Origin of the sequence: Nostoc sp. 'Peltigera membranacea cyanobiont' 210A (assembly GCF_002246015.1) — a bacterium.
Classification (GTDB): domain Bacteria; phylum Cyanobacteriota; class Cyanobacteriia; order Cyanobacteriales; family Nostocaceae; genus Nostoc.
The window spans coordinates 498,894-519,248 of the sequence record NZ_NOLJ01000006.1 but is presented as its reverse complement, the minus strand read 5'-3'; the positions used below and the strand labels follow the sequence as shown (position 1 = coordinate 519,248).

Below are 20,355 nucleotides of genomic sequence, written 5' to 3'. Positions count from 1 at the left end.
ACAGGCAACAGTATAATGAGCTAATTTCAAATACTTTCTTATGACAGATTTTTTTCAATTTGAAGCAGACTTTGTTGATTCTCTGCGCTGTATACCGATGCAGGTGCGTTGCAAATTAGATACCTGTGGCATCAAGCTAAAATTGCCTGACTGGAATCAAATGACGACAGATGAACGGCAAGCTTTAGTCGAATTACCTTGCACTACAGAAACGGAAATTCAGTCTTACCGCGAGCATATAGAGCAATTAATCATACAACGCACAGGTGTACCAGCTAAAAAATTGCCCATCGAGCCTCATCCTGCATGGCTAGACTCTGCCACTGTACCAGCTAGCCTTCAGGAAAAAGCTCAAGAAATAGGTGTAACCCTGACACAGCAAAATTGGGCAACTTTAACGCCTTTACAGCGTTTTGCCTTGATTAAACTCAGCCAGCCAGGACATGAAAACAAAAATTTTCCTAGAGCGATCGCAGAATTTCATCTGGTTTAATTTGCCATTCGACCACACTTGTTGAATTATCGTTTTCTTAGTCTCCTAAAGGCAAGCTAATAGGAATCTCAATTTGAAACTCAGCCCCTTGTTCTGCTATTGATAAACACGTAAGTTTTCCTTTGTGCTTCTCTACTATAATCTGATAGCTAATTGATAACCCTAACCCTGTACCTATCCCTACTGGCTTAGTCGTAAAAAAGGGATCAAACAATCTTTTTAGTACATTCTCTGGTATTCCTACTCCATTATCAACAAACCGAATCACGACCTTCCCATGAGGAGATACTTGTGTACAAATACGGATAGTACTTGGTGCTTCTTGCATCTGTTCAATAGACCGCTTTGCATCCCGTTGTTCTAGTGCATCTAAAGCATTAACCAGAATGTTCATAAAAACTTGATTGAGCTGGCCGGCATAGCATTCTACTAAAGGTAGCTTGCCATATTCCTTGATAATTTCTATTGCTGGACGGTTATGTTGTGCCTTGAGGCGATGTTCTAGAATTACTAAAGTACTATCAATCCCTAAGTGAATATCCACGGCTTTACATTCCGCTTCATCCATACGGGAGAAATTTCGCAATGAAAGAACAATTTGTTTAATTCGCTCTGCCCCCATTTTCATTGACGAGAGTAACTTGGGCAAATCCGCCATTAAAAATTCTAGGTCAATAGCTTCTATCTGTTCTTGAATGACCTTGACCGGATTAGGATAATGTTCTTGGTAAAGCTCAATCAAAAGCAGCAAATCGTTAATGTATTCGTTAGCAGGCTGAATGTTGCTGTAGATGAAGCTTGTAGGATTATTGATTTCGTGAGCAACTCCAGCAACCAATTGACCAATAGAAGACATTTTTTCGCTTTGGAGCAAATGAGCTTGGGTGCTTTGGAGTTCTTTAAGAGCGCATTCTAAATCTTCCGCTTTTTGCACTAAAGTTTCTTCCGCAGCTTTGAGTTCGCTGATATCCCTGGCGAGCGTTGAGAAATATTCAACTTTTCCATCAGGTGATTTGTGAGCAATAATCAGTTGGGATATGGGAATTTCTCGTCCATCTGCTTTTAAAAGAGCCGTTTCCCCCACCCAATCACCGACTCGAACTGATTCTGGTAATCCTTGATTCTGGATAATGTCATTTGCCCATTTCGGATGATTTTGGCACAAATTTCTCTCCTGAAGAGATTCTTTTTCCCCCAGTTCTAATATTTTGCGGGCTGCTTTATTAAAGTAAAGAACCCGCCCAGTTAAGTCAGCAGTGCTGATAAAGTCTGGTGCTGCTTCTAGAATTGCCAACAACTTCGCCTGTTCTTTCTGAGCTTGTTTATGCTCACTAATATCACGAGCTACACCAACAGTCATGATCGTTTGACCTAGTTCGTTACGGATAGCAGATTTGATTGTATGGAATAGGCGTACTTCCCCATCGTAACGAGTTACTGGCTCTTGGGGAATTTCTAGGGTCTGTCCAGTTTCAAATACGTAAGCATCATCTTTGATGTATTGCAGGGTATGATCTGCTTCGCTGAAGGGTGCATCAATCATATTTTGAAGCTGTTCCTCATTCATACCGTAATAATCACGGAATGCCTTATTTGCCCAAATAATTCGAGATTTAGCACCTTTAACCAGCACCATATCTGTAATTGCATCAAGAATTTGCTGATAGGTCTTTTCGTTTTCGCGCAGAGCGCTTTCAAAAGATTTTACTTTTGTAATATCCTGCACTGTTGAGACAATACTAATTACCTTGCCATCAACGTTAGTTATCGGAGTGTGACACCAATCACAAATAATCACTCTTCTATGTTTTGTCAGGTTCTTACTAAGATTATTACCTCCCACTTTCTCTTCAATTAATAACTCCATTATTTTGATGACTTGTACTCTCTCACTTTCTGGCACAATTATTTCTGGTAACTGACAACCGAGTACTTCACTTTTGCTGTATCCAAATAGTTGTTCAGCAGCCGGATTCCATTGTATTACTTGAAATGCTGTATTCCACTCAATTAAAGGTAAAGGATTACGTTCTATAAGTAATAAAAATTTATCTTGCAACTGTTTCAAATCTTGCTCTAGTAATTGATGTTCAATTTTCTGACCATTTCTACTGACTTCATCAACTTTTAGCACTTGGTTTACAGGAAAATTTTTACCGGATTCAATGCCTTGCTCTTGAAAGTTCATCCTGTCTAACTGACTAATAGATTTGCTTGCTTCTTAAATCTAGGATTCCCTATTTTTTAGGTAATGTAACATTCCTTTTTCTGATAATATCCATCTGTTGGAAATCGTAGTAAAAAGAGGACAATTCTGAAGGCAGAAGTAAGTCCCTTGAGTGTCTCCAATATTTGGCAGCTATATCCTTACCTCTTCAACTAGTTAATTGTTGACTGAATCAATATAAAATATTAATTTCGAGCGTGACCTGATTCCAGAACCTTTTTTAGGCGCTCCATAACCCGAAATCAATAATTAATCTTATACAAATTAAGATACCTAACAATAAAAATTTCATCTAAAACTGAGGCAAAATAGGCAGTGCTGATTTGCGATCGCCTATCTTCAACAAAATCCGAAACGCTTCCCTATCAATACGAACCGTATGGTGTTAGCAGGTGAATCGGCTGGCGCTCAGATTGCGGCACAAATTGCGCGATCGCCAATCCCGTCTATGCAGACAAACTTGTTATCCGACCTGCTTTGCAGCCAAGCCAACTCAAGGCAGCGCTGGTGAATTGTGGAGGCTATGATATTAACGGCGTTAACTATGTTCTTGTAAGATACATTACATTTTGTTAACTTGCCACTCTGAAATGATACATGACAGCACAGTGATTGATGTGATGTATCAAAAACTCGTATATAAACTAACGCCGAAAAAAGCTGACTCTAAATTAATATTTACTTTATAAACAACTCTTGATGACTAATAGGTGAGGAGAACAAATATATGGCTGCAAAGAAACTTTTGATGCTTGTTGGCGACTATGTAGAAGACTATGAAGTGATGGTTCCTTTCCAGGCATTGCAAATGGTGGGACACACTGTCCACGCAGTTTGCCCCGACAAAAAAGCTGGCGATATGGTACGGACAGCAATTCATGACTTTGAAGGAGACCAGACTTACAGTGAAAAACCCGGACACAATTTTACTTTAAATGCTACCTTCGCAGAAGTAGAAGCCACAACCTACGATGCCTTAGTCATTCCTGGAGGACGGGCACCAGAATATATCCGCCTCAATCAGCAGGTACTAGAAATCACCCGTCACTTTGCCCAAGCGAATAAACCGATTGCTGCCATCTGCCACGGCTTGCAGGTATTAGCGGCTGCTGATGTACTGCAAGGCAAAAGATGTACTGGCTACCCTGCTTGTAGCCCAGATATCAAGAGTGCTGGAGGAATCTATGTTAATATCCCTGTCGATCGGGCAATAGTTGATGGTAACTTGGTGACAGCACCAGCTTGGCCTGCTCACCCACATTGGCTAGCAGAATTCCTCACAGTACTTGGAACTAAGATTGAACACCCAGAACTGACTACAGTTGTTTGAGATAAGATACCAGAAATATTTTAGTTCACTTCATAACAGTTTCTTCCCCTACTCCCTACTCCAAAAGAGCTTTGGTAAAAACAACTGACAACAGACGACTAAAAATTATATATTTTTGAAATGGAACTAAATGCAGTAAAAAATACTATTTTTTAATAAATTGCAGTAGGTTTAATTTGCAGCTACGATGTCAAAAGTACAGCATTGAGACAATCTGATTTATCCGCCTAACAAGTCAGTTTTAGGGCAAACTCTCAGCAGATGGAATACTTCTTTACATGAGGTGAAACAATTTGAAATTTTGCACCAATAATTTTAAATTTCTTAGCAGTAAGTGAAGCTATAGTGGATTTAGCAATGCTGCTGCTAATGTGGCTAAGGTTAGTCCTGCTGCCAAATTATGTGAAGAATTAGTTTAGAAACGCACTTCTTATCGATGACAGGCAAAAACGCAAGACATAATGCATTTCTGCGGCTAGTGTCTGGTAATGGGGCAGCTTTGGGAGCAGAATCTCGCTACTCGCTGCCCCCCAGTAAAGAGATGGTAATTGGACGCGACCCCAGCTGCCAAGTTGTCTTGGATGCCATGATGTACCGAATGGTATCTCGTCGTCATGCAGTGGTTCGTCCCCTCTCTCTATCCCCAGATAGCAAATTTAGCTGGGTGCTTTGTGACTTGAATAGTGCTAATGGCACTTATTTGAATGGACAACGCTTATATGAATGTCAGGAATTGCACCCAGGCGATCGCATTTCTCTAGGTACTGATGGGCCGCAATACATTTTTGAACACGAGTATACCTCACTGACCCCGGCGACAACAGTCAACCAAATTACACCACTGCCTTCGGCGACTAACTACCACAACCACACGCAATTAAAGCAGCCAGATTCTGTTAGCTTCACCCAGCTTTTTCCAATTATTTCCACTGGTAAAGATTTAACTAGTAAAGCTTACCTTGTACCGGGAATACTGACCGTAATTTTTGTGGTGCTGATGTTCGCTACAGTCGGTCGGCCTCAAGCTAATCAAGTGATTGTAGCAAGTTACATCGCCTTCGCTGCCTACTATTTTGTTTACCAACTTTGCGGAAAACAGAAGCCTTGGTGGGTGCTAATGGCTACGTCATTGGGTACAATCCTGATTTTGCTCAGTCCGCTGTTGGATCTATTTATTTTCGTATTTCGCGGCATCCTGCCTGGAAGCTTGCCCACACCCCAAGAATCTATCACTTTCACAGAACTGCTGGTACGGATGTTTTTTGGCGCTGGGTTGATGGAGGAATTACTCAAGGCATTACCTGTACTAGGGGCTTTTGCCATCGGTAGAATGTTGTCTTCACCTTGGCGAGAACGCATCGGCATCTGGGAACCTCTAGATGGTATCCTCCTGGGAACGGCTTCTGCCGTTGGCTTCACTCTCTTGGAAACCCTCGGTCAATATGTGCCTGATATCACTCAAAATGTCACGCAACAGGTGGGTATAGGGGCTGCTGGTCAACTTGCAGGTTTACAACTGCTAATTCCGCGAATTTTAGGCTCTGTAGCCGGACACATGGCTTATAGTGGCTACTTGGGTTATTTTATCGGGTTGGCTGTCCTCAAACCTAGTAGAAGTTGGCAAATTCTGTCTATTGGTTATCTGAGCGCTTCTGCGCTCCACGCTCTCTGGAATGCTACAGGGTCGATCAATGCCTTGCTGTTAGTAGTTGTTGGAGTGTTATCTTACGCCTTCTTGATGGCGGCAATTCTCAAGGCACGGGCGCTGTCACCGACGCGATCGCAAAATTTTGCTACCCGATTTCTTGGTCCAAAATAGAGAGAGCAGCAAAGCAGCACTTCGGCTTCTTTCGACTTTTTTATCTCGACTCCGGTTCCATCGAGCGGCTTGTCCTGAGCTTGTCCTGAGCTTGTCCTGAGCGTAGTCGTTGGCGTGGTCACTGAGCGTAGTCGAAGTGCAGCCTCTCGTAGAGAAGGGCGTAGTCGAGATGCTCGGCACAAGTCAAGGCAAGTCGCTCTGTAACCGAGGAGCAGGGGGAGATGGGGGAGAACAACCAATGCTTGAGTATTTACGTCTTGGGATAGATGGCCTAATTTGAAAATCAGCGTATTGTTAACCTACTATGGAGTAAATATACTTAAAAAAATAAAAATCATTAAACTTATTGCACAAAGTCTTGATTTTCGACTCTTCCTTTGCGTAAGTCAAACCAACATCTTTGCAAAAGACACCTCAAAATAGAGTAAACAGCAAAGGGCGGGTTATACGAACACAATGCATAATGAAAACTTTTCCTATCCCCTACTCCCTACTCCCCATTCATACTTCAGACTGAGACTTGTTAAGTTCAGTAAAAGCATAAGAAGCGATCGCTAAACTAACCTTTGCTTTATCTACTTCTGATAAAGCTGTCCACTCGCTATTTTGAAGATTACTGAGTGCAGATGCCGCGTTTTGCGATTCGCTACTTCGCATAGCGTAAGCAAAAGGACGAGCCAAAACGATCAGATCCTCTGTTCCCCAAGCTGGTAGCACTGTCTGAACGCACTCAACCAGTTGCTCGCTGATTAATTGGCGAGCAGCAAATATCTCAGCAGCTTTGCTAGCGATGGTGTTGAGCAATATTTGGGGGACACAGGCAGAAAAATTCGTACGTAATGTTTCTTGGAGGTTAAGCACTACTGCCTGTTGTAGGTTATCATTGTGGTCAGGTGTAGGAGTAATACTAGACCAAAGTGTATCTAGATGTCCGTAAAAATCTTGCGATCGCCTCATTAGTTCAACACCCTGCAAATCTTCCATTCCGAACTGTTGTTCTAGTTCTTGAAAATAAGCTTCTGATTCCTCATCACCTGGATTCCAGGGATAGTTAGCATCTTCTGGTTCTAGTAACGCTTCTAATAACTCTAAATCTACTTGAGATGGCAAAGATGAGAAAGTGTCTGAGCCGTTAATTTTGTGAGCCATATTTTCTTCCCTCATGATTATTTGGTGGTATTGACAGCTACAAGTTCTAAGAGGAGATTTCCGCAAAAACTGTTGATTTTTTCTCTAAAAAAAACAGATTTTAAAAGCTAATGCTAAAGGCTCAAATTCATTTATGCAATAGCTCCGCTAGGAGTTTTCAATCACAAACTCCCAGGTTTCACCTCTAGCACTTCCAAACTTTAACTGCATCCCCGATTTCAAAGGGACTTCCTCTCGGAGGATTTGTTGCCAACCATTAGGACCTAAAAACCAGGTTGTTCCGTAGGTGGAAAAATCTTGCAAGTAATAAGTTCGCATTAGTGTAGCATCTGTAAGAGTGTTGCGGCAGAAGATTTCGGCGTGGCGTTTGGATACAGATGGTTCGGGGATGACGATATCATTATCTTTCGTGCGGCCGATGCGGGTAACTCCATAACGCAGTAGCCAGGTTTTACCTTTTGGAGTGAGCGATCGTAAACTTGCAATCGGAAGCGAGGAACCGACATCAGGAATGGCTGTATCTGGTAGTTCCGTAATACCTTCATCCAGATTCTTAATGAGTTCGCCATTAAAATCTGGATGCAGGTAGAGAACAGGCAAAGTCCAAGCAGGTTGATTAAATTTATACAGTGTTAACAACTCTTGCCTAGCCTGTGCTACGGCTTCATCAATTGGCTTGTGCGATCGCAAAGCTTCGGTAAAGGCTTGAATAAAACTCTGGCTTTCATGGTCAGCGATTTCATCGCGCATCCCCAAAACCGCAGGCACACCATGACGAATCAATACTTCTGCTAAACTACTGGCAGGGATAGCTTGATGATTGATCGCAGCTGGTTGTGCGCCCCAACAGGCGTTAAAAACCGCTAATTTCACACCTGTACGGGTCAATACTTGCGCCAATTCTATCCCATTTAGGGGCATATCTGCTCGCAAAAACAGTAACCCTCCGTCTGGGTCTGGCAAACCATGTCCAGCGTAAAAGAAAACATTGTATTCTTTGGTTTCTAATTCATCAATTAACTGTTGTGGAGTTGGTTGAATGAGTTGATTCACTACACAAGGTGCATATCTTTGGGAATTACCAGGCGTATCTGCAAGAGCTTGCTGTAAGATAGCGGCTTCTTGTTCTAGTTGCAGCTTGTCATCATGACCTAAAACCAGCAAGATACTTAAAGCCTGGTCAGTTCGCAAATGCGGTAAAGGCTCAACTTCAGTGCTGGTGCGACTAAATAACAAATCTTGCGAGAGAGACATCGCCGATTGACCAGGTTCACGCTGCATAATTTCCCAAGGGAAAGCGATCAGATCCGGGTCGCGAATTTCTAGTCGAAAGCGCAAACGTGTATGCTGACCCATAGCAATCCCGCGACTGCGTTCTAGACTACCAAGAATTTGCCCGTCGAATACCCAACGCCATAAATTCATTCCCAAGTATTGCATCAGACGACTGCTGTAGGGACCAGTAGGTTGACCTGAAGGGGATGAAATCCAATCTATGGGGAATGGGTTGCTCTTTTGAGATGTTGAGTTTGGGGAAATATCTAGGCGACCATGACCAGCAAACATCTGCTGCCATTCTTGCCAGACTTGGGTCAGCTCAACAGGCCATACACAGTCATGTAAAACGTAGCCACTGGGATATGGAGCCTTGACCACCCAAATGGCGAAGTTGTCAGTGCCAGTGTTTAAGAGACGGGCGATCGCCAAATTCAGGGATGGCATGGATTCATTAAATTAAAAGTTAAAAAAAATAATTTCAAATAACAATTCTCCAAGGTGAAAATTTTCTACTTTTTTGACCTTGTAAGTTTTTTACTCTGATTGTTACCTGTTATTATTCCAGGTTTTTACCAGTTTATCGAGTATTTGATTAAGTTGGACTGGTGTCAGCTGGTTCGGTAACTGGCGGTTGCGTGACAGTTCTACATGGATTTGGTGCGTCTGATTGTAAAACAATGCCAAAACGGTTGACTTGGGAGGAGTTTAGCAATACTGTTGCTGGCAAAGGTTTTGAATTTGGTGGAACTGAGGTAGTTACAGCGGGGTTATTAGTATTAGCTGGAGTTTGTGTACTTTTATTAGCACAGACTCGCATAGACACCAGAAAACTCCCAGAAGCAGGTTTGGGATTTGATGTTTTATTAATAACTTCTAAAAAAGTCCCACGGGGAAGTGATTGGTTGTTTCCCAAGGAGATGTCATTGTTGGTTTTAATTATCCAACCAGGAGAAAGATTAGCCAGCGATCGCGGTGTAGGTGTCGCTTCGATGGTAGGATTTTGAGTTTGTAAGGGATTGGAAAAAATTGGAGAGGTTCCTCGCAGTTGCCTGACGAACAATCCTAAAAAACCTGCTGCCACCACAAATATTAATGGAACTATCCACTGTAGGGGGAATTGACGAGTTTTAGCCGGCTCAGTGTCTGGAATCACCTGAGTTTTGGGGTTTGGACTGCCTAAAACTGTCGCATCTGTGGCCCTGGATGCTAAATCAACTGTTTTGGCAGAATGACTCTGGGGAATTATTGCTTGGATGGTGATTTCTGGTTCCCAATATTGGACTTGATAGTGAACTAAAGCGACGGTGACATTATCGTGTCCATTTTTAGTATTAGCAATTTCGACTAATCGATCGGCAACAGTTGCTATATTTGCTTCCCCAACTAAAATCGGCAAGATTTCTGTTTCCCAGTACTCCTCTACCCGATCGAAGTCACTCAAACCATCGGATGTGAGCAGAAAAACAGCATCTTCATCGAGCATAAACCTTCCCGATGTGGGATGCAATGAAGTGCTAGAACCCATCCCCAAAGCTTGGACGAGAGAGCCAGCGGCACTCTGTTGCACTGCCTCGCGGTAAATGGCATAACCTAGTCGCACTTCGCGGGAGGCGACATCATCATCAAGGGTAACTTGATAACAGCCGTGGCGTGTAATCCAGTAGGCACGGCTATCACCGACGTGGGTGATGTACATTTCATGAGCAACAGGCAATGCCATGACTAAAGTCGTGCCCATGCGTTGACGCCCTTGGCGATTTTCACTGTCATTGCGTTGACTGATTTTGTCATTGGCCATTGCCACTGCCTTATCTAGGTCATTCAGCAGCATTGCAGGGTCTATGTGGTCGTAAGGAACCTTTGTTAATTGCTGTACCTGCTGTTGGATTGTTTCAATGGCTAAATTTGAGGCGACATTGCCACCCTCGTGTCCACCGATGCCATCACAGACAATTGCTAAGGCTGTTGGCTGGGGTGGTTTGCTCACCGGAGTTCCACTGGGAGGGCTACAGGCATCTTCGTTACGTTGACGACTTGGCCCGGTGTCGGTTTTGGTGATAATTTGGATCGTGGGTGTTTGCGATCGCCCTAACCCAGCCAGTCCCCGATCTAAAACTCCGATTAATTGATCGGTGGAATTAATCTCTCCCTGAATTAAAGCTAGGCTAACGCGATCGACAAATTCTGCGATCGCTGGTTTGGCAGTGCTGACCAACTGCTGCCAAAATTCACCTAATTGGGGCAATTCTGGTGATGTGGCGCTGTCAAAACGCAATTCCAACAACCGGACTAACGATCCTTCTACCCGTAATACATAAGAGTCAAGTAAGCTAGAAGCGACACCTTCACTTACAAGAGGTTGCCACAGATGAGCTATTTGCCATAACCAATTTAGTTGGCGCATTGATGTTGCATCACGCCAAGCGGTGGTTAACTCGCTGCCTAAATGTACTTGTTGGATAGTGTCATCTACGAATAGTGGCGGTTTTTCTAAGAGTAATATTTCTCGGTGGGAAGACCCGTCAGCAACAAAAAGCACTCCATATACCTGCGGTACGTGTAGACGGTAAGGAATCAGTCTCAGGTACGCTTTTAGAGGCTGCAAATTATCTAACTCAGGCGTTAGCGATAAGAAACCGGGCTTCGTATCTAAAAGAAGAAATTTATCTAGGATTAAATAGCGATCGGCTAATATTTCTCCAGGGCTACCCACACTTGGGCTATCTACTACAGCCCAGAGATAATTTTTGGGTAGAGGCGTCGAACATCGCTGGCAAAACTTGTGAGTCAGGGGGTTGGCAGCCTGACAATTTTCGTTTGGACAGTAGAGCGTTGCCGCGTCATTTTCCATATTTTTCGCACCGATCAGCGATTGGCAATTTCTTTAATAGCATTAGTAGGGACAATCTAGACCGCTCATCTTTCTTAAACTTGACATACCCAGACTTTAGATGATGATTTTAGCTGGCGGATATCAGCAGGTGCTAATACTTATCCGAATCCAAAAAATACGCTCCTAACTCAACCCTACAGCCTAATCATAGCTTCTATTGCCCTGTGACTCTCCATCGCCAAAGCAACTAACTCCAACCCTGTCACCACAGCATAACCCAAGCATAACTGCGCGATTTGTTTTTGCTAAATTACCCCATCATTAACAGGCAGAGAATATTGGTATTTATTTAGTTTATAAGTAGGATAGCAAGAATTAACTTTAATTTAAGAATTAAGAATAGCAAATATTAATTTTGGCAAAAGTACCTGATAAATGCAGTGACTCTAAGAATCTCTTGAGGACTGCTGTTAGTGGCAGGGGCGGGGTTAGCCAGTGCTGAGTTAAGAAGTAGACTTATGAATTTTTCCACTCTAAGCCGAAACACTTTTAACTCAGCACTCTTTGTACAGAAGGGTTTGGGCAGCCCGCTACTAACTCATTAGCTTATTGTTTGTCGTCAATGGCAACTTGAGGGACTCCCATGCTGTAATTAGTAACACGGGCAGAAAGATTGTAGCTGACTTCGCCGAGTTGCAGAAGCGATCGCAGATAATGCTCTAAGTCTGACCCCACACGGCGCAAGTTATAGTCCGTTAGGTCTGCGCCACTAGATGCTTCTACTAGTTCATCAAATTTTCGATAAATTTTTTGCAGTGCATCTTCATTCCAATTAAATTCGTTATCTGGGTCAACATCTAAAGTTAAGACTTGTTGACTAGGAACTAGATCGCCATCCCGGTCAATTTCACCTGCAAAAATGCGGATGTGCCGGGTTGTGGACTTGAGCAGCATCGGGTTATCCATAAAAAGGTGTAAGATTTGCGTGGATTACACTGAAATTATTGTAGACCTTATATCCGAGCTTGAATGCTCCCAATTTAAAAGCTTTGAATGCTGTTTTAAAAGGGTATATTTAATGGGCATAAGTAAAAATATCACCTTTACTGATGAGTTTGCTACTACTGTTATGAGTTGAAGATATATTTAACTGCTAGTACTGACAGTAGTCGAATTATTTTTCTGTAAAAATTAATTGGTAGAGTATTTTCATTTAGTCTACGAATCTGACTTACTGCTAAGATTTTTGGACTCAATCAATCCCAAAAGACGGTAGGGTAGGGCACTCAGCAGGAATAATTTGCTCTGTGTGCTTTTTTTATAGAGAACAAAAGTTTTGACATTAATAATTATGCCGAGCAATTTATCCTGAATTTTATATTGCAAAAAACGTACATCAAGTAATTTCACGCAATAGCGCTACATCGACTGCTGGCTTTAAGAAACTCAAAAAACTTAAGCGGTTTTACTTACGTATAAACACCAAAATTAGAGTAACAAGTCAAACTGTTATTGACGTTCACATAAAGTTGATGTAAAAACCTTTAAAAAGGTTGAACAACTTCTTACAGAAACTTTATTGTGTAGAATCTTAAAAACTGAATAATAGTTATGGCTTACCATAAGCTACATCTGGCACAGAAACCTCAAAATCTAGACACTGAAAATCTAGCTTGAAAATACACCACAGGAGAGTGAAATGGAATACAAAGGTGATTGATGAAGAAAAATTCTTAATTCAAGCACTTTGGATTCAAAAGAGATATAAAGAATTTTGCTGGACATCTACCTCCTTACCCTCATGACAACCAAGTAAAGGAATCTCAATAGTTATGAACTCCAAAGCATTACCACGCCAGATAAATAATCTCGAAGTAGGTGTTTATGAGTGTGAAATACATCTCAAATTCCGGTTGATTGAGGAAAAGAGTCTATTGAGCGATCGCGAACAACTCTTACAGGTGCTACTTGATGCTTTAACCGAAGGTTCTGATGACTTTCTAGAAACGCTCCAAGCGTCCGTTAAAGCCCAGGAGGTGTCTGAGTTTAAAGCCTCGCCTCAAATGCGGCGTCAGCTAATGCGCTTGCGTAATGTAGCGGAAAATTCTCCAACCTAAAGGTGTAATTTAAGTAGTGAAAAACGTGAATTGGGCATCAAATCAAATGTTGATCCCATACCCCCGTTGCCATAAAAACTAAGCAGTCAGTAGATTTCATAAAATATTTTGATTTCTACCTTGTGAAAGTCTTATTTAGCAGCACAAAGTCCCAGGAACAGTTTCCGCTATTAAAAACTTTGTAGCAAAGGGTACTGGTAGAATCTGAAAGCAAATTCAGCCGGGTGCATTTTACCGAGTTTTTATCAACACATTGCAGAATAATAAAACCCTGTGTCTTTACAGATGGGGAATCGGATAACAGGCGCAAATCAAATGAAAATCTAAAAGACCAAAGTAAAATAAATAACCTTTCTTTTAGCTTTTTGCTTAAGCTAAGTGCCTGATTTGCTGAAATACTTATGTTTTATCTATTACTGGTAATAGGTCATGGTTTAGCAGCCAGTTAGCTATTATCAATTACCTAGAGGCAAGGGAGACAAGGGGACAAGTCTCTCCCTTCTTCCTTGTCCACCTTGTCTACCTTGTCATCTGAATACGGTTCGGTTAAGGTTTTTTGATGAAAATTCTAGATTGCTAAAGATGCGATAAATCATCACAAAGACGCGATAAATCGCCGTCAAGACAATAATCAGTCTTTTGTCTTGACGGCGATTCATCGCGTCTCTTGCCTTAACCGAACCGTATTGCTTGTCATCTTCTCCATACCCAATACAACTCTTGGAGAGGCTGCGCCAACGGCTTCTCTACGGGACGCTACGACACGAACGCGTTTCCTGAGCGTAGTCGTACCACTTCGTGGAAGCAAGCTACGCGTAGCGTCCCACAGGGAAGGGCAGTACAAGAATTCCCAAGCCCTATTTAGCAAGACCGTGTTCCAGAGCAAAACGAACTAACTCTGTACGGCTATTGGTACCGGTTTTACTAAATAAACGGCTGACGTATTTTTCTACATTACGGACGCTGGTTTCTAAGCGACGGGCGATTTCTTTGTTCATCAACCCTTCTGCGACCAAATTTAAAACACTTTGTTCTCTGGGAGTCAAATCAATTTTAAAAGGGGCTGGCGATTGGGAAATAGCATTTCTTTGAGTTAACAATGCCTTTATTTGGGCAATCTGATTAGCTAGTTCAGCAAGATCGGGGGTTTCAGAGTCATCTCCCGTACTCGCAGCCTTAGCAGCGCGACGGGCTAGCAAATTTTCGACTATAGCCACTAACTCATCTGGATCGAAGGGTTTGGGTAGATAGGCATCAACACCAGCGTGATAACCTTGAATGCGATCGCCTGTCATACCTTTAGCAGTTAAAAAGACTACTGGGAGTGCTTGAAAACGGGGGTCTTCCCGTAGTTGCTTTAGGAACTGATAGCCATCCACTTGAGGCATCATCACATCGGAAATCACTAAGTCAGGTGTATTCAGCTGCATCCATTCCCAACCTTCAAGGGCGTTACTGGCGACTTGAACGCTGAAACCGCTCTCTTGCAAATAGTCTTTCACGGCTTCCCGTATCCCTGGTTCATCATCCACCAGTAACAATTGTGCTGACATTTAAAATTCCCTTGAGTTTTCCTTTTTCCAATTTAGCGAAAGTTGACAGGCATTGAACAAAAGGATAGAAGGGAAGATGAAGAAGATATTGCCCTGTCTATAAGTACCAATATATAAAGGTACACTAATTGTAACTTTCTCCACAAAAACACTATGGTATGGTCACTAGAAGAAATTGCCAGAGACCAAGGCGACAATTATATTTCAAAACCTTTGTAGAGACATTGAATTGCTAGTCTCTACACCAAGATTTATACATCTAAGTCAGCAACGCCCTTTTTCTTACTTACAGTCGAGCAATTATCTTGGCATTCTCTGGTAGCTTGGCGTCTCTTTGTCCAGCAGTACGCGCCCTAGCTGTGAACAAACCAATGGGAGTACTTAATAAATCTACAAGGGTAGCTTGCTGCACCAACGCCTTTTTAATATCTCTTGGTACTTCCTTCAATAACCAACGTGCCAAACGATAGCCGTATTCTTTAGGTGTCATCTCTCGCATTAAATCTACACCGTGCAGTTCGTGCAGATAGCGATTTGAGCGTCCATAACGCCGCCATTGACTTTGTAGTTCTTGAAGTGTAGCGCGGTGGCGGTGCTGAACGATCGCATTTGGGGCAAATTCTAAACGCCCGATGTTTTCACCCAAAATCCGCCAACAAATATCAGCATCACCACCAGTAGTCAGATAGGGACGAAATAAGCCCACTTTTTTAAAGGCAATGTGCCGAATCGCCAAATTAGCTGTTTGACCATAGGGACGAAAGGAATGGTTAAGGGTGTGCTTTTGCGATAAAGTTTCTTGACGGTCTGCGTGTTGTTCTAGCAGAGTTGTGCCTAGTAGTGCCAAAATTTCACCAGCAACAATTACCACTTCTGGGTTGACAAAAGGCTGAATTAGTGTATTTAACCATTGCGGTTGTGGACGACAATCTGCATCGGTAAAAATCATAATTTCACCCGTAGCGGCGCGAATCCCAGTATTACGAGCAGCGTAGGAGCTTTGAATTTGGGTTTCGCTTAAGGGGCGAATTGTAATTGGGCAATTTTCGGCAGATGTTTTCAGGATGGTGAGAGTGCGATCGCTACTGTTATTGTCCACCAACAAGTATTCTACCCGGTCTTTTGGGTAAGTTTGAGACAACAGACAATTGATTAACTCTGGTAAATCTGCCTCACCGTTATAAATAGGAACAACCACCGACACCATTGGTAAAAATCTGGTGACAGCGGTTGCATCAACTGGCTGATGATTCATAAATCTGAGATTTTGGAGATGGGATTAGTAGCTAGTATTCCCAAACCAAAATCCTGGAACGGCATATCAAGCAGTTTTCATAACTCCAAAAATTTGGATTTGGGAATACTACTATATAAACACCTGGTAACAAATCATTCGCGTCAATTTAAAATTTCAGGTTATCGGCGCGGCTCATGGGTCGAGTCGGTTGATTTGCTGGCGGCTGGGCAAAGTTGTTATTTGATAGAATTGCGATCGCTCGAGCATATTGGGGATCGCTCTTAGTTCCGATTAAATTTGGATTAGAAGCCAATTGGCGCTCTTGTGCTTCTGTTAGGTCTAGCTTGATATCTGGGGCAATTCCTTTATGGTTAATATCTGTTCCCGCCGGGGTGTAGTAATGGGCTATGGTGACAGCCAAGCCGGAACCATCTGCCAGTTCATGAACTGACTGCACTAGGGCTTTGCCAAAAGTTTGACCGCCTACGACTACCGCCCGCTTATTATCCTTGAGTGCCCCTGTGAGGATTTCGCTAGCACTAGCTGAATTCCCATCCACTAAGACCGCCAAAGGACGATTTGTTAAAGCAGTGCGATTAGCTTTAGTTTCCTCAGTGCCGCCCACACGGTCTACTGTCTTGACAATTCCGCCGTCATTATACCACATCCGAGCAATTTCAATGCTCGCTTGCAACAAACCGCCAGGATTTCCCCGCAAATCCAACACATAAGAATCAACTTTCTTAGTGTTCAAATCGCGGATAGCTCGTTGCATTTGGTCTGCGGCGTGGGCGCTAAATTCTCGCAAACGGATATAGCCAACGCGGCGATTTCCTTCTTGTTTGAGGGTATAGCGTACCGTTGGCACTTCAATACTTGCCCTTGTCAGCTTCAAATCAAAGGCATTTTGGCCCGCCCGTCCCAGTCGTAGCTTGATGGGACTACCCGCTTTACCACGGATTAGCTTTGAGGCATCATCCACTTTCATTTTGAGAGTAGATTTGCCGTCAATTGCCAAAATTTCATCGCCTGCTTTGATCCCAGCTTTCAGCGCCGGAGAATTTTCTATGGCTTCGACAACAGTGAGGCGCTGAGTTTTTTCGTTCACTTCCATCCGAACACCAATACCAGAGACTTCCCCTGATGTTTGGCTAGTCAGAGCTTCAAATTGTTGGGGGTCCATGAACCGAGTGTAAGGATCTCCCAACTTTTGTAAAGCTTCGCGGATGGCAGTGTATGCTTCTTCCTTAGAAGAGTAGTCTTTGCTCAACAGGCTTTGCCTGGTTGCTTGCCAATCTTGTTGATTAAATTTACCATCAACATATTCATGATTTACCAGTTGCCAAACTTGGTCAACTATCACTTTTGGGCTGTCTTGGAGGGCTAGAGCAGCACGGACACCACGAGTCCAAGCGGGGCCGAACACGGATATGGTAGCAGTTGTGGCGATCGCTCCACCAATCAAGGCTACTTGGAGCGGTGAGTAACTTTTCGCAGATTGGTTCATGTATACTTAGCTGGAATAATTGTGTTGTTGACAGTTTAGCAATCAGGCTTTCCAGAAATTTTTAAGTTTTTATACCCCAGAATCAACTATGCTCCTTCATCATTTTTATCCTTAAATGATGCCAAAAATGCCGCATTAGTTATTAACAATCATTTCTCAGTTTGTTAGTCGACTCCGGAAGGCTATACTGAGTATGTGACACTTTAATTAGCGTCATCTTTGCATTCTAGATTACTTTTATAAGATAGCACTTTGATCGCTGAATTGCAGTACTGTTATACAGCAATAAAATCAGTTTTTCTTACTTAAGTCATGAAACGCAAATTTACCATCAAATCATTAATTTCTATTAAAAAAAAATCTGTTAATCTGTGGCAATTGTTACAAAAACTCAGTGGTGGATTCTATGTTGTCCTGGGTGTTTGGCTGATTTTCACTACTATAACCTTACTTTTTGCTTCTTCGCAGCCAATAGATGCCTTCTTTGTGCTGGGTGGCAGTATTCGTCGAGAAACTTATGTTGCCCAACTGGCAAAACAATACCCGCAAACCCCAATTTTAATTTCTCATGGTTCCCCAGATCCGTGTATACGGTTAATTTTTCAGGCGGAATTAGCAGAGGTAAAAAACGTTTGGTTAGAAAACTGCGCGAATTCTACCTTTGAAAATTTTTATTATAGTATTCCAATTCTGCGCCGTTGGGGAGTGCATAAAGTCATGTTGATTACTTCGCCCAGTCATTTACCCAGAGCTAAATGGATGGCACAGATTCTTTTGGGCGCTCATGGTATTTGGGTAGAGCCAGAAATTGTTCAAGAATTGGGTATTCCTGGTAATCAGGAATCTTGGACTAAAACTGGATTAGATGTAACACGCAGCTTATTTTGGGCGATTTTAAGTCAAATTATTCAACCGCAATGCTCAAATGTGACAAAACTTACTGATGTAGATATGCAAGCCTGGGAGCATCGAGGTTTTCATTGCGAACACCAAGGGGGGCTGAGGAGATAACTTACTCATAATGCGTCCACATATGAATTATCTTGACTACTTGCTCGGATTCGATGACCTCATATACCAAGCGATGCTGTATATTTATCCTGCGAGAATAAACATCCTGATAATTCACCAACCAGCTTTTCATAAGGTGGAGGATTTTGAAAAGGATTTTCTTTAAAGACTGCAAGTAATTCCTCGGTCTTTTCCTTTAAGTTACTAGAAGCTAATTTCTTCGCGTCTTTTTGCGCTTGTTTTGTGTAAATCAACCTCCAACTCGCTCCTTCGGGGTTTGCAAGTGGCTCCTCAGAAGCTTGCTGACTCACCAATCCAACTCCCCATCACATTCTTGGATCGGGGTTGCTAGTCCTTCTTTTATAGATTCTCGCATTCCAGGGACAGATAATAAGTAAAGAGTCTCCTGAATTGCAGACCAATCTTTTTCCGCAAGCAGAATTGCATTACCGCGATCGCCTCGAATGATCATAGGTTTACCCTGTGCAACTTGGTCGATGATCTCTTGCAAATTATTTTGAGCGTCGTTGACGGGAAGCGAAGACATCATACTTTTTTGGCTCACAATAACTTTAATTTAGTATAAAAGTTGAGAAACTTACCACGTTCTCAACGAAGAAGAAGAACTAAAAAGTATTTTGCAATTCCGAACCACGAAGTAGCGATCGCCGTAAAAATTCAGCTATATTTTTGCAGAATAAAAGAATCGCAATTAGGCGTAGTTTAATAAAATCTCACTTTTATAAAAATAATTTAGCGATCATTCTGCATGAAATGGGACACTTAGCAGACTTCATATCGAGCTATACTGAATTTGGTTATTAGGCTGCTATCAAGGGTTGTAGTCCATGTAACTCAAATACTTCAAGCCAACCCAATCTCCATGTTGAGTAAGACCAAACTTGTACCCATATCCAACATCCCAAAAGCAAAACATATATCGTTGAATTTGTTGGAAATTGTTACGCATGAATTGGGTAACAGGTTTTTCCGATGAATCTCCATCATACTTAACTTTGAAATAGTAAGGATCGTCATCAAACATCTTTCCTGCTTTTAAGGCAAGTTCGATTGCGATCGCTTCGTCAGAGGAGATTGTGCAAAAAATTTGGTGGTTGTAGATGACGTAATCGTAATACCCGTAACACTCTATCGGCTTTAACTTTATAAGCACCTTACTAATTTTTTCATGTATGTCTCGTGCGACTGGCTTCGTCGATTGACAGGCAGTTAATGAAGCAAGTTCTGGATGGAAAGAGTTCGTGTATCGATTCCAAACCTGATCGGGAACCGTAGGTGCAAGGCAGATCCACTCTAAATCGGAAGTTTGACCAACGATGATAAAAATCTTAAATTCTTGTGCCCAAGAAACGTTAAGGCTCCGATTAATGCTGCGAAGACTGTAGGCTCTAAGGTTTTGTAAGCTGCTTTTGAGAAAATAAGCTAGAGCGTTGTAGTACTGGTTTTGCTGTGATTGCAAATAAGGACTCCAGGAATCATCTTTACGCTCACGCCGAGAAGAAGCGTACTTGTATCCAGGATACTCTTTTGGGTCTGTTGGCATCCCCCGACGTGCTATCCCTTTCCATGTTGCGATCGCTTGATCGAAATCAGTAGTTTGAACAAAGCCTTCCGACAATAATAAATTCCAGCAATTCAGTCCTCCCCTATTCTCTGTATTCCAGACAAACGGCTGACGATTTTCTGTATAATTTCTAAACCGACTAATAAGGTCTTGCGTTTCTGGGTGCATAAATCATCCAGGTGTAAATTTGTGCATTAACAAGCACATTTTAGTGTA

General features: G+C 42.3%; 18 protein-coding genes. 6 read left to right on the top strand and 12 right to left on the bottom strand.

Annotated features, from left to right (window positions below; translation table 11 throughout):
* Positions 1 to 40: 40 nt before the first annotated feature.
* Positions 41 to 493, top strand: a complete 453-nt coding sequence (locus tag CDG76_RS21485; protein ID WP_094350950.1) for a nitrate reductase associated protein — start codon at positions 41 to 43, stop codon at positions 491 to 493.
* A 37-nt stretch (positions 494 to 530) separates the two neighbouring features.
* On the opposite strand, the gene CDG76_RS21480 is transcribed toward CDG76_RS21485, so the two are convergent.
* Positions 531 to 2,681, bottom strand: a complete 2,151-nt coding sequence (locus CDG76_RS21480) for a PAS domain-containing sensor histidine kinase (protein ID WP_094350949.1) — start codon at positions 2,679 to 2,681, stop codon at positions 531 to 533.
* 418 nt (positions 2,682 to 3,099) lie between these two features.
* On the opposite strand from CDG76_RS21480, the gene CDG76_RS36375 reads away from it, so the two are divergent.
* The 3 genes from CDG76_RS36375 (at position 3,100) to CDG76_RS21470 (ending at position 5,869) form a co-directional block, all read left to right on the top strand.
* A complete protein-coding gene (locus CDG76_RS36375; protein ID WP_317616132.1) occupies positions 3,100 to 3,231 on the top strand; it encodes a hypothetical protein in 132 nt (43 codons plus the stop codon).
* A gap of 216 nt (positions 3,232 to 3,447) precedes the next feature.
* Positions 3,448 to 4,050, top strand: a complete 603-nt coding sequence (locus CDG76_RS21475; protein ID WP_094350948.1) for a DJ-1/PfpI family protein — start codon at positions 3,448 to 3,450, stop codon at positions 4,048 to 4,050.
* A gap of 436 nt (positions 4,051 to 4,486) precedes the next feature.
* A complete protein-coding gene (locus CDG76_RS21470; protein ID WP_094350947.1) occupies positions 4,487 to 5,869 on the top strand; it encodes a PrsW family glutamic-type intramembrane protease in 1,383 nt (460 codons plus the stop codon).
* A gap of 501 nt (positions 5,870 to 6,370) precedes the next feature.
* Here the strand turns inward: CDG76_RS21470 and CDG76_RS21465 are convergent.
* From CDG76_RS21465 to CDG76_RS21450, 4 genes are all read right to left on the bottom strand, one after another.
* A complete protein-coding gene (locus tag CDG76_RS21465; protein ID WP_094350946.1) occupies positions 6,371 to 7,018 on the bottom strand; it encodes a hypothetical protein in 648 nt (215 codons plus the stop codon).
* Between the two features lie 147 nt (positions 7,019 to 7,165).
* On the bottom strand, positions 7,166 to 8,740 hold the full coding sequence (locus CDG76_RS21460; protein WP_094350945.1) for a CHAT domain-containing protein: 1,575 nt from the start codon (positions 8,738 to 8,740) through the stop codon (positions 7,166 to 7,168).
* A gap of 148 nt (positions 8,741 to 8,888) precedes the next feature.
* Positions 8,889 to 11,147, bottom strand: a complete 2,259-nt coding sequence (locus CDG76_RS21455; RefSeq protein ID WP_094350944.1) for a protein phosphatase 2C domain-containing protein — start codon at positions 11,145 to 11,147, stop codon at positions 8,889 to 8,891.
* Positions 11,148 to 11,735: 588 nt separating this feature from the next.
* Complete coding sequence (locus tag CDG76_RS21450) at positions 11,736 to 12,095, bottom strand: NAD(P)H-quinone oxidoreductase subunit M (RefSeq protein WP_094350943.1); 360 nt, start codon at positions 12,093 to 12,095, stop codon at positions 11,736 to 11,738.
* An 866-nt stretch (positions 12,096 to 12,961) separates the two neighbouring features.
* Between CDG76_RS21450 and CDG76_RS21445 the strand changes: the two genes are divergently transcribed.
* Complete coding sequence (locus tag CDG76_RS21445) at positions 12,962 to 13,246, top strand: Npun_R1517 family heterocyst differentiation transcriptional regulator (RefSeq protein WP_094350942.1); 285 nt, start codon at positions 12,962 to 12,964, stop codon at positions 13,244 to 13,246.
* A 527-nt stretch (positions 13,247 to 13,773) separates the two neighbouring features.
* Here CDG76_RS21445 and CDG76_RS39175 read toward each other — a convergent pair.
* From CDG76_RS39175 to ctpB, 4 genes are all read right to left on the bottom strand, one after another.
* Complete coding sequence (locus CDG76_RS39175; protein WP_262984350.1) at positions 13,774 to 13,905, bottom strand: hypothetical protein; 132 nt, start codon at positions 13,903 to 13,905, stop codon at positions 13,774 to 13,776.
* Positions 13,906 to 14,103: 198 nt separating this feature from the next.
* Positions 14,104 to 14,799 carry a response regulator transcription factor gene (locus tag CDG76_RS21440; protein ID WP_094350941.1) on the bottom strand — a complete coding sequence of 232 codons (696 nt, stop codon included), beginning with the start codon at positions 14,797 to 14,799 and terminating at the stop codon, positions 14,104 to 14,106.
* A 286-nt stretch (positions 14,800 to 15,085) separates the two neighbouring features.
* Entirely contained in the window at positions 15,086 to 16,054 is a 969-nt protein-coding gene (locus tag CDG76_RS21435; protein ID WP_094350940.1) for a glycosyltransferase, read from the bottom strand.
* Between the two features lie 148 nt (positions 16,055 to 16,202).
* A complete protein-coding gene (gene ctpB, locus CDG76_RS21430) occupies positions 16,203 to 17,543 on the bottom strand; it encodes a carboxyl-terminal processing protease CtpB (protein ID WP_094350939.1) in 1,341 nt (446 codons plus the stop codon).
* A gap of 312 nt (positions 17,544 to 17,855) precedes the next feature.
* Between ctpB and CDG76_RS21425 the strand changes: the two genes are divergently transcribed.
* Complete coding sequence (locus CDG76_RS21425; protein WP_094350938.1) at positions 17,856 to 18,554, top strand: YdcF family protein; 699 nt, start codon at positions 17,856 to 17,858, stop codon at positions 18,552 to 18,554.
* Between the two features lie 59 nt (positions 18,555 to 18,613).
* Here the strand turns inward: CDG76_RS21425 and CDG76_RS21420 are convergent, their stop codons facing one another.
* The 3 genes from CDG76_RS21420 to CDG76_RS21410 form a co-directional block, all read right to left on the bottom strand.
* Positions 18,614 to 18,865 carry a hypothetical protein gene (locus CDG76_RS21420; protein WP_223265333.1) on the bottom strand — a complete coding sequence of 84 codons (252 nt, stop codon included), beginning with the start codon at positions 18,863 to 18,865 and terminating at the stop codon, positions 18,614 to 18,616.
* Entirely contained in the window at positions 18,862 to 19,119 is a 258-nt protein-coding gene (locus CDG76_RS21415; protein WP_223265318.1) for a type II toxin-antitoxin system Phd/YefM family antitoxin, read from the bottom strand. The genes CDG76_RS21420 and CDG76_RS21415 overlap by 4 nt, the downstream gene beginning before the upstream one ends.
* Before the next feature lie 267 nt (positions 19,120 to 19,386).
* Positions 19,387 to 20,307, bottom strand: coding sequence for a hypothetical protein (locus CDG76_RS21410; RefSeq protein WP_094350936.1), 921 nt, complete (start codon positions 20,305 to 20,307; stop codon positions 19,387 to 19,389).
* Positions 20,308 to 20,355 lie beyond the last annotated feature (48 nt).